The sequence below is a fragment of the Paenibacillus sp. 01T424 genome, assembly GCF_056398745.1.
In genome coordinates, this window is record NZ_JBFTPZ010000005.1 from 107,329 (window position 1) to 121,792 (window position 14,464).

13 protein-coding genes and 1 other annotated feature are annotated in these 14,464 nt (G+C 42.5%); of the genes, 1 reads left to right on the forward strand and 12 read right to left on the reverse strand.

Annotation, left to right across the window (positions count from 1 at the left end):
• Positions 1-73: 73 nt before the first annotated feature.
• The 10 genes from AC1DPK_RS06145 to AC1DPK_RS06190 all read right to left on the reverse strand — a co-directional run bounded on the left by AC1DPK_RS06145 (position 74) and on the right by AC1DPK_RS06190 (position 11,911).
• Positions 74-934, reverse strand: a complete 861-nt coding sequence (locus tag AC1DPK_RS06145; RefSeq protein ID WP_430059321.1) for an ABC transporter permease — start codon at positions 932-934, stop codon at positions 74-76.
• 131 nt (positions 935-1,065) lie between these two features.
• Positions 1,066-1,791 carry a glycerophosphodiester phosphodiesterase gene (locus tag AC1DPK_RS06150; protein WP_477509665.1) on the reverse strand — a complete coding sequence of 242 codons (726 nt, stop codon included), beginning with the start codon at positions 1,789-1,791 and terminating at the stop codon, positions 1,066-1,068.
• A 266-nt stretch (positions 1,792-2,057) separates the two neighbouring features.
• Entirely contained in the window at positions 2,058-2,852 is a 795-nt protein-coding gene (locus AC1DPK_RS06155) for a DeoR/GlpR family DNA-binding transcription regulator (protein WP_441875181.1), read from the reverse strand.
• Between the two features lie 7 nt (positions 2,853-2,859).
• Positions 2,860-4,626 (reverse strand): LamG-like jellyroll fold domain-containing protein, encoded by a 1,767-nt coding sequence (locus AC1DPK_RS06160; protein WP_477509666.1) that lies wholly within the window; start codon positions 4,624-4,626, stop codon positions 2,860-2,862.
• Between the two features lie 5 nt (positions 4,627-4,631).
• Positions 4,632-5,198 (reverse strand): 5' nucleotidase, NT5C type, encoded by a 567-nt coding sequence (locus tag AC1DPK_RS06165; RefSeq protein WP_083681473.1) that lies wholly within the window; start codon positions 5,196-5,198, stop codon positions 4,632-4,634.
• A 252-nt stretch (positions 5,199-5,450) separates the two neighbouring features.
• Positions 5,451-6,536: an aspartate-semialdehyde dehydrogenase gene (asd, locus tag AC1DPK_RS06170; protein ID WP_477509667.1), complete on the reverse strand. Its 1,086-nt coding sequence runs from the start codon at positions 6,534-6,536 to the stop codon at positions 5,451-5,453.
• A gap of 143 nt (positions 6,537-6,679) precedes the next feature.
• Positions 6,680-6,940 (reverse strand) — a binding site (T-box leader).
• Positions 6,941-7,119: 179 nt separating this feature from the next.
• Positions 7,120-8,127 carry a FecCD family ABC transporter permease gene (locus AC1DPK_RS06175; protein WP_477509668.1) on the reverse strand — a complete coding sequence of 336 codons (1,008 nt, stop codon included), beginning with the start codon at positions 8,125-8,127 and terminating at the stop codon, positions 7,120-7,122.
• Positions 8,124-9,131 carry a FecCD family ABC transporter permease gene (locus tag AC1DPK_RS06180; protein WP_477509669.1) on the reverse strand — a complete coding sequence of 336 codons (1,008 nt, stop codon included), beginning with the start codon at positions 9,129-9,131 and terminating at the stop codon, positions 8,124-8,126. The genes AC1DPK_RS06175 and AC1DPK_RS06180 overlap by 4 nt, the downstream gene beginning before the upstream one ends.
• Before the next feature lie 18 nt (positions 9,132-9,149).
• On the reverse strand, positions 9,150-10,118 hold the full coding sequence (locus AC1DPK_RS06185) for an ABC transporter substrate-binding protein (RefSeq protein WP_477509670.1): 969 nt from the start codon (positions 10,116-10,118) through the stop codon (positions 9,150-9,152).
• Positions 10,119-10,255: 137 nt separating this feature from the next.
• Positions 10,256-11,911 carry a helix-turn-helix domain-containing protein gene (locus AC1DPK_RS06190; RefSeq protein WP_477509671.1) on the reverse strand — a complete coding sequence of 552 codons (1,656 nt, stop codon included), beginning with the start codon at positions 11,909-11,911 and terminating at the stop codon, positions 10,256-10,258.
• Positions 11,912-12,235: 324 nt separating this feature from the next.
• Between AC1DPK_RS06190 and AC1DPK_RS06195 the strand changes: the two genes are divergently transcribed.
• A complete protein-coding gene (locus AC1DPK_RS06195; protein WP_076265647.1) occupies positions 12,236-12,583 on the forward strand; it encodes a winged helix-turn-helix transcriptional regulator in 348 nt (115 codons plus the stop codon).
• A 77-nt stretch (positions 12,584-12,660) separates the two neighbouring features.
• On the opposite strand, the gene AC1DPK_RS06200 is transcribed toward AC1DPK_RS06195, so the two are convergent.
• Together AC1DPK_RS06200 and AC1DPK_RS06205 are read right to left on the reverse strand one after the other, a co-directional pair.
• Positions 12,661-13,227, reverse strand: a complete 567-nt coding sequence (locus AC1DPK_RS06200) for an NADPH-dependent FMN reductase (protein ID WP_477509672.1) — start codon at positions 13,225-13,227, stop codon at positions 12,661-12,663.
• A 15-nt stretch (positions 13,228-13,242) separates the two neighbouring features.
• Positions 13,243-14,301, reverse strand: coding sequence for an LLM class flavin-dependent oxidoreductase (locus tag AC1DPK_RS06205; protein WP_441875148.1), 1,059 nt, complete (start codon positions 14,299-14,301; stop codon positions 13,243-13,245).
• Positions 14,302-14,464 lie beyond the last annotated feature (163 nt).

Consider the following 14,464-nt stretch of genomic DNA (forward strand, 5'->3'; position numbering starts at 1 on the left):
TTCTCTTTTTAATTTATATGGAAAAACGCGGTTAAGCGTCTCTCTTCAAGGAAAAATGCTGCTATCGAACAAGTTACCAAACCGAAGTGCCGGACACTTTTCGTGCAAAACGATTGGCAGTGACTACAAGAACTAAAGCGATAACACCTTGCATCATACCGACTGCTGTTGCATATCCGTATTGTCCTTGCTGCAAGCCCACGCGGATCACATACGTATCCAGAATATCTACCAAATCACTGTTTCCTGGCATTTTGAGCAAATATAACTGGTCGAATCCCGCTGACAAAATGCTTCCAAGCGATAGAATAAACACGATGAGAATGGTCGGACGAATCGACGGAAGGGTTATATGCCATATTTCCGCCCATTTGCTTGCCCCGTCAATTTTGGCCGCTTCATACATGTCTTGATTAATTCCAGCGATGGCTGCCAAATAGATGATGGAATCCCAGCCGATTGTTTTCCATATGTGGCTGCCGAACATGATTTGATAAAAATATTTGGCTTCATTCATAAAGAATGTGCTGCCGTCTCCCCCAAAATAGGTGATCGCTTCATTAAGCAAGCCAGTATCCGGCGCCAATGTTCTTTGTACTAAACCAATAACGATGACCCATGACATAAAATGCGGTAAATACGAAATACTCTGGGCGATGTTTTTAAAGGCACGGTTTTTAATTTCATTGAACATTAGCGCAAGTAAAATCGGGAACGGCAAACCGAGAAACAGCTTCATTGAGCTGATGATGAGTGTGTTTTTGATCAGCGTCATACTTTGAACATCGTTGAAAAACTTTGCGAAATATTCAAAGCCGACCCACGGACTCTCAAGTATGGTCTGATTAAATTTGAATTCCTTAAACGCTAGAAGCAATCCGCCCATTGGGATATAGGAAAAAATAATGAAGGACGCTAGACAAGGCAGAAGCATGAAGTACAAATAGCGGTATAACCATATTTTTTTCAACAAATAAACAAAACGCTGTTTTTTTCGATTTCCAGTTGGAACTAAAGCCACTTTGGTTTGCAATGAGGGCTTCTCCCTTCGTTATCATTTTTGAATTAACCTGTTTCCATCTTTAATTGTTTCAGCAGATTAACCTCGTTTGTCGTTATTTCATCGACACCTAAATCAATCATCTCGTTAAGAGATTCCCTATCATCAACGGTATAGACCCATACTGCCAAACCCAGCCTATGTGCGTATTCCACCAATTCGCTGCGGCAAGTTCGGTAATTCAGGTTTAAGCCGTAATATCCGCCTACATTTGCCCATTCGCAAACGTTTCGCGCCCATCCGATATAGTCGAGTTCCTCTTGTTCAGTAAGTACATCCGGCGTGTTATAAAGAACCTTAATTCCCCGGTGGCGGTTCGTAATTTCGTCCGAGCACCCCGTAATGAATACAAGCTCCTCCATTTCAAAATTCCTGATGCTCCTAATCGCCGGTTCAATTACCGCTTCTGTTTTGATATCCAAATTGAGCTTTATGCCGTATTCCCTTGCCAAGCCTAGAACTTCATCGAGTGTCGTAATGGTGTGGCTTTCGTAAACAGGGCTGAGCTTTACGCGGTTTTCCGGCCGGTTCAATTGCTCGAATGTCAATTCGGCAAGCAGCGGGCTATGGTCATGCAGCAATACCACCTTACCGTCCTCTGTCACCCTAAGATCAACTTCTGCCACGTCTGCACGCATAGCTATGCTCTCCAGAAAGGAAGCCCTTGTGTTATCCGGTGCAGCACCGCTCCCTGTATGGGCGCAAATGAGCGGAAAAGTTCGACAAGTCATAAACCATTCTCCTATTCTTCTAATTTCAAATTTTCTCTAATGAGTATTTAATGAAGCACTTATTACTGTTGTTGTGATATTTATAGTGTAGTTAAAGATTGTTATCGTGGTATTTTCGTAATAATAAGGTATCATTAAGCCCGATGTTGTTGTTTGTTGAATGATTGTTCAATTTCAAGCCAAAAATCTAGCAGTACCTATTATTTAAGCTAATCATTTTCGCAAAATAAAAAAGAAGAACCGGAGCTGCGTCCGATTCTTCTCGCTTAATTGATTTGACTTGCGTTAATCCAAGTAATTCCTTTTATTTCGAGCTCTTGTGCCCATGCTTCAGGATGATCCTTCTCACAGACGACAACATCAATCGCTTCTAAAGGTGCAATGTGGCAAAATGCCTGTATACTAATCTTGCTGTGATCCGCTAACACGATCACTTCCTTCGCCTTCAATATAATCATTCTTGAAATGACGGAATCATTCATATCGTAATCGCTAATTCCTGTCTCGATTGAAATACCGCCTACGGAAACAAAAGCTCTATCCACGTAAAAGTTTTTAAGTATTTCCTGTGATATATGACCACTGACTGATTGCTGCTCTGGCGAGATTTCGCCTCCCAAAATAATGACTCGTCCGTTAAACAGTCCTTGCGTTAATGATTCCGTTAGAAGATTCGCTACCGTTAAGGAGTTGGTAATAACCGTTATCCTTTTTTTACCTCTCAGAGCTCGTGCCATTTCATGAATCGTTGTACCGGTATCCATATAAATCGTGTTCCCGTCATTGATCAGATCTACCGCTCGCTGCCCAATAACCTGTTTAGCTTCAAGATTGAGAATTTGACGCTGCTGATAGGGAGGCTCGCCTTTCTCATATTGCACCTTTACAGCTCCGCCATATACACGTTTAAGCTTTCCTTCCTCCTCCAGCACAAACAGATCACGTCTAATCGTTTCAAGAGAAACCTGAAGCTGTTCTGCTAACGAAATGACCTGCACCTTCCCGAAGGTATCCAGCTGAACGAGAATATACTGCTTTCGATCTTCTGATAAAAGAGACATTCAAAGATCACTCCATTTCTAGCCTTAAGCTATTATTCACAAAGGAAAACCGTTTTTTAAAATCAAATGAAAAGGTAAACGAATCATATTTTCCTGTTAAATAGCGATAATCCGGATAGGTCAAAGATTCGCTTTGCCCTAACATGTCCACCCAAGGAGAATAGGTTTGAAAACAAATATGATTGTCGTTCTCGTTAAATTGAGCCAATCTCATCCAACCATTGCCGCCGCGGTAGCTGTCTTGATAATTGATTAGCAGCTGTATAACCTCGTGACCTGAATTATTCTGCCTTGTTTGATGAAAATTGCCGTTATAATGCCCATTAGCCGTCATGAACACTTGGTTATAGGGAGCAACCAGCTCATCCCATATGATTTTCCCGTTTTCCGATTCATGTGAAATTAGATTCTGACTATCACCCGTTGTATACAAAATATCATGCGAAACAAGAATAGTTGGCATATCGCTATGTTCATCAAGCACTATTTTACACCATGCCAAGTCCTTTATAAGATGCTGCATATCTACCATTAACCATAAATAATGATAGCTTCCAGCCTGGACAATGCCATATGAACTATATCTTGATGGTGAACTGCCCTTATAATAATCTTTGCTGAGAAAACGTTCTGGGCCAAAATAATTCAAATACGTATCTTCCTCATTATAGTCATGATTTCCAGCTGTCATCAAATACGGGGTTCGTGACTGATCCATAGCAAAGATTGCACTGGTGGAACGTTCCCACTCCTCTAAGGCATCACTATGATCGACAATATCACCTACATAGGCAGTCATTGCAATTTTGCTGCTCAACTCATTATTCACAATCCAATCAACCTGTGCTTCAAACATTTCCGGATTTAAGTAGACCAGCTTCTGAGCATCTGGAATAAAAGCGAAATTGTAGTTGGTCTCCTGCTGCAAAAGTGAAACATGCTCATTCGTACCTTGAAGAACTTGCTGTGGACTAATGTTTTGCAACCAATCTGCCCTGTCCAGAGGCTCATTAGCGATACGGATTTCTCGAATGGTTCCGGAAAATAATTGATCCAATTGACCGCCCCACTCCGATGCTCCAATATTCCATCCTTTGCCTTCAACTCCAGAAACGCCGACAATTGATTTGGCAGGACTGCTGTAATCACAAATACCGTTCACATACATTAGCGTTTGTTCCTTATCGTTCACAATTGCGATATGATGCCATTGTCCTGAATTCAAATAACGCGACCAACTCGTTACCGAGGATGATCGATTCGTTGGATGACATATCCACTGGTATTCCTTGCAGTTCGAAACAGACAATGTCGCGAGCAGCTCATTTTCTCCCGAGTTGCCGATGTCAGCGCCCCTGCCCTGTCTCGTAAGCACCCCCATCCAGCTATGGTTATCCTCATGAAATGGCTCAGGCAATTGAACGATTGCTTCAATCGTGTACCCATGTTCTAATCGGTCATGATTAATGGGAGCATTCTCCACCGTTTGAAAATAACTACCGCTTCCATTATTGCATCGATCATTTTGAAAAGTTAATCCCGCTTCGTCACGGCTTCTTTCCTTCCATCCAAGCAGAACCTTATCAGGCTGCTCCAAAACATCCTGCGTCGTAACCATCTTAATATGATTCCCGTTGCCACTTTCATCGTTTAGGACCAAATTCCTTTCCTCAATCGAACCAGACAATGTGTTCACAGAATCAAATATCCAATGCGTCAACACATTGACAGGCTGCTGCCGCTGCGGAATGTGCATGACACGTCCTTGTTCCATAGTGCTCAACCATCCTTCTCTACATTAAGATCGTCTGTTTGTCGTTCCTTGTCCATAAAATAGTCCCTTACCTCACCCCAGTTATGCACCCGAACATACCCGGTCTTATGAATATTGTGCGGAGCATCGTAAAGAATGCCTTGACCTCGAAAACGTTCAAGCTGCTTTACATTGTCATCAATCAAATAATCAGCGTGAATGACACTCTTATTTCCGCAAAACACAAAATTCATATTGTTCAGAAAACTAAAGTGCTCGAGTAACCACTCGTACTTGGCTTTAAATGATGCCGGAACCTCCATCGCAGCAGTCGTAATATAAATCTCATAAAATTGACTGAGCTCGCGTATGACTTCTTGGCTATGTTCAATAACTTTTAGTTCACGAAAAAAAACTTCATTGTCAAAACAACGGTCTATTTCTTTTTTTAGTTGAGGCCTCAATTGCGACAAGGTTGTTCCATGCAAATCCGTAATCAGCAGGTTATCGTTAAAATCCCTGTTGTACCATTCCAAATGCGCACCCGCAGTATCCGCCATTACCTCATCCATATCAATCGCTATGCGTTTCAATGCAATCTCTCCTTGTTCAAAGCATTTAATTGTTCAACAAAACAAAACGAATCGGTAACAAACAGTCTACATACCACAATTATAGGCACGAATTGTTTTCACCATCTCAAATACATATTAACTTACTGTAAATCTAATGGCGTGGAAAGCAGCTAAAAAAATCAACTCGATATATAAAAAAAGACCATCCCGAAGGATAGTCTTTAATCATAATGAACCTGTTAAATCTTATTAAAAAGCTTATGCGTTGCTTTACTTTGCCTGAATATAGCCTTCTGCTTTAAGAAGCTCGGCAATCAGTACAGCACCGCCCGCAGCTCCACGTATTGTATTATGAGATAGTCCTACAAATTTATAATCGTATACAGAGTCTTCACGCAATCTTCCCGCTGAAACGCCCATGCCCTGTTCAATGTCACGATCTAGTCTCGTTTGCGGTCTGTTCTCTTCCTCGAAATACGTAATAAACTGTTTCGGTGCACTTGGCAAGCCAAGCTCCTGCGGACGACCATTGAATTGCTGCCAACGATCGAGAATTTCTTCTTTCGAAGGTTTGTTTTCAAATGATACAAACACAGTTGCCAAATGTCCGTCCAATACGGGAACGCGGATACACTGTGTAGAAATTAAAGGTGCGTTCGCTTTTACGATTTCATTATTTTCGATGCTGCCCCAAATGCGTAGAGGCTCCTGCTCGCTCTTTTCTTCCTCGCCGCCAATATAAGGGATAACGTTGTCTAACATTTCAGGCCAATCGGTAAAGTTTTTGCCTGCGCCAGATATCGCCTGATACGTCGATGCAATGACAACTTGTGGTTTGAAATCAAGCAGTGCATGAAGTGCAGGTACATAGCTCTGAATGGAACAGTTGGGCTTAACAGCAATAAATCCAGTTTCTGTTCCAAGGCGCTTTCTCTGTGCTGCAATGACTTCCAAATGACCAGGATTTATCTCCGGAATGACCATAGGAATATCGGGCGTCCAGCGGTGAGCTGAATTGTTGGATACAACAGGCGTGCCTGTTTTTGCATAAGCTTCTTCCAACGCTTTGATTTCATCTTTTTTCATATCGACTGCACAAAAAACAAAATCGACCTGATTAGCAACTTCATCTACTTTCGAAGCATCCAGAACAACAATATTTTTTACAGCTTCAGGAATAGGGCTGGTGAGCTTCCATCTGCCTTGTACCGACTGTTCGTAAGTTTTACCTGCCGAGCTGGCGCTAGCTGCAATAGCTGTAACCTCAAACCAAGGATGCTGATCCAGCAGGTCAACAAACCGCTGGCCCACCATGCCTGTTCCTCCAACAATACCTACTTTTAATTTTTGTGTCATTAGATATTCAATCCTTTCTATATCGCTTAATCATTCTGTAACTAACGATTCGAATATTTTAAATTGTTATACCTTATATACAATGTACATTGAGTAAGCTTTGCACCAATAAAAAAAATCCCACCCCCAAGACTATGGTAAGTCTTAGGGACGAGATTAATATGCTCGTGGTACCACCCCAGATTCGTCAATATGTCGCCATATTAACCTCTTCAAGTACGGCTATGCAAGCGCATGCTTATACTCTAGCTCTGTAACAGGAGCTCCTGTCACACCATCCCCGTAACCCGGTTCCGATGTGCTGCTCTAAGTCTTTGTTCAATAAGGAACTCTTACTCCTTTTCAGCTAACGGAGCTCTCTGTGAAAGAATTCATTTATTTACTCATCTCTTCATCGCATTTGAATGTTGCGATTATATTATCAAAAATCTGTTCTAACGTAAACAACAATTTTTGAAAAGTAGAAAAAATTACACATTTGAGTAACTGTGCTCCGTTTAACACAAGTCCTCGAGATGCTGTTTTTTGCCCAAAATGGTGCAATGCTCTCTTCAAATAATCTTTTCATGAAGCTAGAAAACTGTTATTTTTTGAGCAGTAAATAAACAAAATACGGTCCGCCGATCAATGAAACCATGATACCGGCAGGTATACCGTCAGGATCGACGATATTGCGGCCAATTGTGTCCGCCACTAACAGCAGTAATCCGCCGAGCAAAACAGCGACAGGAATGAACAGCTGATTGCGTGGACCAACCAATGCTTTCGCAATATGCGGTGCCATCAATCCAACAAAGGCAATTCCTCCTGTAACCGATACCGCTGACGCAGATGCGGCAACCGCGGTTAGAATCAACACGAGACGTTCCCGTTCAAGCTTTAGACCGACACCAACCGCTGTTTCTTCGTTCAATGAAAGAAGATTGAGCCGATGTGACTTATACAAGGTGAACGGAATGAGTAAGCACAGCCATGGAAGCAAAGCCCAGATGAACGGCCAATCCGCCCCCCATATATTACCTGCAATCCATTTTGCGATAAAATCGACCTTCGAGCGTTCTGCTGAGGAAATAATGACGATCATTATTCCCGACAGCGCCATTGAGAAACCGACACCGACGAGTACCAGTCGAATGGGATCAAGCCCGCGTGTTCGGCTGTACGAGAAAAAATAGATTAGAGCCGCTGTGAGCAATGCGCCAAGGAAAGCGACTAACGGCAAAATATAAACGAATGTTCCTACATCGATCGGGAAGTAGAGAAAAAATATCGCGATAGCCACGCCTGCTCCAGAATTGATGCCGATTATTCCAGGATCTGCGAGATCGTTGCGAGTGACGCTTTGCAATATTGAACCAGCCAATGCAAGAGCCATACCCGACAGCAAGGTGATCAAGATCCGCGGCAAACGTACGGAAAACAGGACAAAATCCTCTTTGAAGGTGCCATGGCCAAGCAGTACAGGAAGCAGTCTGTCAAACGACAGTTTTGAGTACCCTACTCCCATGCTGATGACAGCCGTAACAACAATCAGTACAAAACTGGCTAGCAGAATCAAGCGTTGTTTGCGAATGAGAGCTGACAATGTCATGAGAATGCTTTCCCTCCTCTACGCACGACAAATAAGAAGAAAGGCAAACCCAGCATAGCAACTATAGCTGCTACAGGCGTCTCATAAGGTGCGTTAATCGTCCGGCTCAGCATATCAGCAAGCAGCATGAAGATTGCTCCTGCAAAAGCAGAGAAGGTCATGACATGCCGATAATCGGTACCTACGAACCTACGCACGATATGCGGAATCATCAAACCTACAAAGGCCATATTGCCAACAAGCGCAACCGAAGCGCCAGTAAGTACAATAACTAGAACGAACAAAATCGCTTTGATCATCATCAGCTTTTGTCCAAGCCCCATCGCTACCTCATCACTCAGACTCAGTATGCCTACTTGGTTCGAGAGAATCAAAGCTGCCGCAATGCCAATAAGAATGACCGGCGCAATGGCTTGAAGCTGCCACCAGGTTGTTCCGATCAATCCTCCAGCAGTCCACATCGTTACATCCTTGGAAATTTTGAAAAAGATGCTGACGCCATCTGAGATCGCGTACAAAAAAGCTGAAACGGCTGCTCCAGCAAGTATAATTCGCATCGGAGACAATTTTCCTCGCCGAGTCGCGCCAAGAGCCATGACCAGCGCTGCTCCAAGAGCAGCTCCGAGGAAACAAGCAAGCATGATGCCGAAATAGTTCAGCCCCGGTATGAATACAAAAGCCAGCGCGAGCGCCATGTTAGCGCCGGAAGTGAGACCTAGCAAGCCTGGATCTGCAAGTGGATTGCGCGTGACCCCTTGCATAATAGCGCCGGATACAGCGAAAGCAGCACCGATCAATATCGCTGCTATCGCACGAGGCAGCCGGATCTCGCGAAGGACGAGAATATTATCGTCCTTCACGTTGGTCGTGATAGCCAGCCACAGCTCTCGAAATGTCGTATCCGCTGCTCCGAATTTCATGGATAGAAAGAAGCTCAGAACAAGCATGAGTAAGCAGCCTATGAGCTTATATGAAATTAAAACAGATTGTCGTTTACTTTTCATTGGACTCTCTTCTTTATTTTATTTTCCTAGAAAATTTTGAATGAAAAATTCTAATTGATATTCCATGCTAAGCGGGTCATTAAAGTAGAACGCTTTGGCATCCGCTTCAAAAACGTGTTGGTTTTTGACAGCAGCAATATTTTTGTACGTCTCAGTGTCTTGGAACGTATTGTCTTCATCTGCGTTTTTGCTGAAAATGACATAATCCCCACTGTAGTCCTTCAGAACTTCCGTTGAAACTGCGAAAAATCCTTCTGCTTTCGTCGCTTCTTTAACTTTCTCAGGCATGCCTAGCCCGAATTGTTGATAGAGGATTTCAGTTCCGCGGCCGAAATTGTCACCATAAACATAAAGCTGCTTATTGAATGTCTCGATAACCGAAACCGTCGCATCCGCACCGATTTTTGCTTTGATTTCTTCGCCAACTTTTTTCGTACGCGCGTTAAAATCATCGACCCAGTTTTTAGCTTCCTGCTCTTTATTCAACAGCTTGCCAATTTCAATCTGTTGCGTTAAGAAATCTACTTTGCCGTAAGTATAAGTAACTGTAGGAGCGATTTGCTTGAGCTTGTCAATGTTTTTAATATCGGATAGTCCAATAATAAGATCTGGATTCAGCTCGATGATTTTCTCAAGACTTTCATCTGTAACTGCTTCTGTATTCGCTAGCTTTTCTTTAAAGTTTGGGTTATCCTTGGACATTTCATCCACGCCGACAAGCGGCACACCTAACGCCATAACGTTACCTGTTAAGAACCTTGTAATTACAATGACGCGTTGTGGATTGGTCGGAACTTCCACAGGGCCATTTTCTGATTGATAAGTAAAGGTGCCCGAATCTGAGGTTGTTGATGGTGACGCCTCATCTTTCGGTGCATCCGTGGATGATACTTCAGGCGTGCTGCTTGCATTATTGTTTTGATTGCCGCCGCAAGCGCTCAGAATAAGAACTAAAGATAGAACGAACGGAACAAAAAGCTTTTTCATAAGATGACTCTCTCCCTTTTCTTTTGCTATCATGTTTGGGCATTGAAAATAATTATCATTTTCATTACCATAACGTTATTATAGGGATGCATTATGCTCTGATCCATGCCTTTTTGTTGGGAAATTAACTTGGACTATTAGTTGCTTGTGAATAAAGATACAGCGCGTTGAAGCTGCAAACGAATTGAAACGGGATTGTATGGAATCCATTCATCATGGCTGAGCAGATGTACGTTACCTTGCTGTACGGCAGGAAGCTGACTCCAATAATTAGATTTGAATATTACATCAGAATGAGCAGTTGATCCTTTCGCATCAGGAAAAACGATAACTAATATTCGATCCCCAGCATATTGTACAAGCTCCGATATCTTAATCGGAATGGAATGAAATTTATCGCCAAGCTTGTCCATATCCTCCTTGATCCGTGCAGGAGGCTGTAATCCGAGCGATTGATAAACCACACATCCGACATTGCGCGCTCCATAAACGAGCAAATGTTCAGGCTTAATGACGAGAATCGTTACAATTTCTTGCGCGGCTCTGCTTTGCTGCACCAAGGAACGCGCGTGCTGTTCCTCTCTCTGATACTCTGTTAGCCACTGCTCTGCTTTATCTCTTCTCTGTATAACTTGAGCGATAAGACGAAGATGCTCTTTCCAGCCTAATTCCATCCACGATATTTCCACAATAGGCGCGACTGCCCGTAATTGTTCTACATTGAGTCCATACTCATCCAAATGCTGATTTGCCGCAATAATCAGCTCAATGTTGTTTTCGAGCAATAACGATTTCACTTGTTCTGCCGAACAGTCAGCGTTTATAAACATCATGGTTTGAGGCGATTGAAGTCCGGACGTATTCACATATTCACTGCTGTCCGAGATGATTACCGCCGGCTCCAAACCAAGTAAAAGCAGATGACTCGCATAGGGTGTCAGCAATACAGCCACTCTCTGGAAAGTGCCTCGGTTGTACGCCGAAGGTGCTGCCCCTGTTTCCTGTTTAAAACGCCGGCTGAGATAAAATTCATCCTTGTAGCCGACCTTCAGGGCAATTTCCCTGAGCGTGCCCGAACCGCTAATCAATAGCTCCTTGGCACGATGCACACGAAGGCGCGATAAGTAGTCACTAGGCGAGAACCCGGTTAACTGCTTAAAGAGAATGGAGTAGTGGGACCGACTTACACCTGCAATTTCTGCTAATTGCTCACGCGTTATCTTTTCACTAAAGTGGCTCTCTAAGTAAGCAATGCTGCGTTCCATAGATGGTTTTTCGCTTGAAGCAAACTTAGCCTCTTGCCCCTCCAGCAATTGGAGAATAATTTGATGAAACACAATTTGATTTTGTACATGGCGGATTTCATTTCCTGGCAATCGGTGAATATATAGCTCCTCCACAGATGCTGTAATCGCAGGTTCATTAGGAAAAAAATGTACACTAGAATTTGATGCTGCCTCACTCTTTCTCATCATTGTGCCTGATGACTGAGAATTCACCTGCTCTCGGGTATTTATAGCAAGCTTGTACATATGAAGAGGATGCATCATATTTGCACTCAGTACTGCCTCTGTGTTCGCTGGAACGAGGATAACGCTGCCTTCCATCAACTCGTAGAGCTGATCCTTGATCCGAAGGCTGCCTTTGCCGCTAACAATTGCAATCAGCACCGTTAAGCTCTCGTTTATTTCATACATTGGGCGATTCGTTGTACTATAAATCGAATCAATACTCTCAGCCGTATATAATGGAAAGTGGGATTCTGCCCACTCCGAGTCAACATTTTTTTTCACAAATAAAGCCTCCAATAGTAAAAGTGAACACTTGCAGCGTATTCAGACCATACAAATGAGATGATAATGAAAGTCCTGATTATATTGTACAACCATAAGGATAATATCATCTACACTGCGGTTTGGAAACTAGATGCACTTAATTATAAACGCAAAATAACCTCCATTCGTATGGAGGATTTTGGCTGCAAAAGCGCACACTTCAATGATCGCTTTCTAATCACACTTTATGATGCTAATATGAATAATGAAATCAATCATAGTAAGTACATGCTTACATGTACTATATAATACAAAAAATACTGTAAGGTGGAACGAATCGAAATGGACAAGCAGCCCGAGTTATGTAATGTAGATGATGCCCTCAGTATTTTAGTAGGCAAATGGAAGCCCCTCATTTTGTTGCATCTTATGCATTCGGGCACCAACAGATTCAGTGAGTTGAAACGAAATCTACCAGGAATAACGCAGAAAATGTTAACCCAACAGCTGCGTGAGCTCGAAGAAGAGGACATCATCTCTCGAAAAGTATATGCTCAAGTACCGCCAAAAGTAGAATATTCCATAACGGAATACGGCAAGAGCATAGAACCTGTTCTCGATATTATGCACGAATGGGGCACCAAGCACACCTTGTATAAAATGCAAAAAAAGAATCAAACTAGCCTTTAAGTAAAAAAAGATGAACTCTGCAGTTCATCTTTTTACTCTATGGCACAGCGGGACTGCAACGTTTTCAAGCAGCTGTCTTAAAAATCGTACTTTTCTTCTTTCTGTTCACGAATCTTGGTAAATGTGTCGGTCAATACAACGGTATCCTCCACCAAACGCTCAATTCGAAAAATAACATCGTCATTCACAATTTCTTTCCTCTGAAAGTCCTTCTCTTCAATAAACACATAGGTTTGCACGATCTGAGCTTTCATATAAGCTAAAATAGGCTTCAATTGTTGTTCTGCAATTAAATAGTGCTTGGATGACCCAGCTGTAACAAGCATACTCACAATTTTATCGCGAAAAGCATTAACGGGCAGCAAATCAAAAATATTTTTTAAAGTAGCTGGAATGGAAGCTTGAAAGACGGGTGTCCCAATAATAATGGCATCTGCATCCATAATGGTTTTCGTAACGTAGCCCGTATCACCTTCATATTCCAAATAATTGCGACCATCGCTGAATTGAATCGTATAATCGGCCAAATCAATTAACGTCACTTCCGCATCAGGGTATTGCTTTTTGACCGATTCCAAGGTGTAATTTATTGCTGTTCTTGTTTTTGAGCCCACGATTGATCCCGACAAGCCAACGATTTTCATAATGAATCCCTCCTATTATTTCGCTGCTGTATATTTTTTTATTGCGGGTAAAATAACAGTGCCAATGGTTTCAATCATCTCCATGATTTTTTCAAATGATACGCCGCCAAATTCAATTTGAGCGAGAAAACGCTGGTGACCAAACAGCTCATATTGATATAGTATTTTTTCAATAATTTCTTGAGGACTTCCAACCATCAAAGCATTGCGGGTATCGGCACCTTGAGCAAAATGCTGCTTCGGAAAACCGCGTCCGTTAGAAAATTCCATACCTTTGTTAACATGAGGGTAAGCTTCCTTCATCGCTTGCTGTGAGGTTTCCGCTACATAAAACAAGCTAGTGGTTGCAACTGGCAGCGCTGCTGGGTCAAAACCACTTTGTTCAGCAGCTCTTCGGTAGGCGTCAACAGATAATTTGAAGCTTGATGACGGACCCGCTAATGTCGCCAGCATCATTGGCACCCCTGCCATTCCAGCTTTTATCGCACTAGCTGGCGATCCGCCTACTGCACGCCATATCGGTAAAGAGCCGTTTAACGGCCGTGGCAATATTTTTGCATCGTTTAGAGGAGCACGAAATTGTCCATTCCATGTAACCGTCTCCTGATTATTGATTACATTTAGCAGCTCGAATTTCTCTTCATACAGCTCTTCATAATCACGAAGATCATACCCAAGCAATTGAAACAATCCGATTCGTGATGCCCTGCCAGCCACGATTTCTGCTCTTCCACTCGATATCAAATCGATCGTCGCAAAGTCTTCATAAACACGAACGGGATCGGAAGTGCTTATAATCGATGCTGAGCTTGATATTTTAATTTTATCTGTTGCCTGAGCGATAGCGCTAAGAATAACGGCATGGGCTTGGGATACAAAGTATTCCTGATGACTTTCACCAACGCTGAACACATCAAGACCTGCTTGTTCAGATAATTTGGCCGCTTCAATGATTTCTTTAATGCGCTGCTGTGCTGAGATCCGCTCACCCGTATGCGGGTTGGGCAAATGATCCCCTAGAGAGTAAAGCCCAAACTCTATTCCTTTGCTTTGATCAATACGATATTTTTCCACTATATATCAACCTCTCTCTTATCTAATTTAAGTTAATTACTTTTTGTTATGACCCTATTATTACTCTTTTAAATAGGTAATGGAAGTACGTACTTTCGAGGAACAGGGTATCTAAAAGTATACTATTGTGATATTTACACCTTTTTTAGATTTGAAATGATAG

Coding starts and splice junctions, on each gene's coding strand:
- AC1DPK_RS06145 (WP_430059321.1), bottom strand. CDS start 934: ATGCTTCTGCCTTGTCTAGCGTCCTTCATTATTTTTTCCTATATCCCA.
- AC1DPK_RS06150 (WP_477509665.1), bottom strand. CDS start 1,791: ATGACTTGTCGAACTTTTCCGCTCATTTGCGCCCATACAGGGAGCGGT.
- AC1DPK_RS06195 (WP_076265647.1), top strand. CDS start 12,236: ATGGACAAGCAGCCCGAGTTATGTAATGTAGATGATGCCCTCAGTATT.
- AC1DPK_RS06180 (WP_477509669.1), bottom strand. CDS start 9,131: ATGAAAAGTAAACGACAATCTGTTTTAATTTCATATAAGCTCATAGGC.
- AC1DPK_RS06185 (WP_477509670.1), bottom strand. CDS start 10,118: ATGAAAAAGCTTTTTGTTCCGTTCGTTCTATCTTTAGTTCTTATTCTG.
- asd (WP_477509667.1), bottom strand. CDS start 6,536: ATGACACAAAAATTAAAAGTAGGTATTGTTGGAGGAACAGGCATGGTG.
- AC1DPK_RS06155 (WP_441875181.1), bottom strand. CDS start 2,852: ATGTCTCTTTTATCAGAAGATCGAAAGCAGTATATTCTCGTTCAGCTG.
- AC1DPK_RS06175 (WP_477509668.1), bottom strand. CDS start 8,127: ATGACATTGTCAGCTCTCATTCGCAAACAACGCTTGATTCTGCTAGCC.
- AC1DPK_RS06200 (WP_477509672.1), bottom strand. CDS start 13,227: ATGAAAATCGTTGGCTTGTCGGGATCAATCGTGGGCTCAAAAACAAGA.
- AC1DPK_RS06160 (WP_477509666.1), bottom strand. CDS start 4,626: ATGGAACAAGGACGTGTCATGCACATTCCGCAGCGGCAGCAGCCTGTC.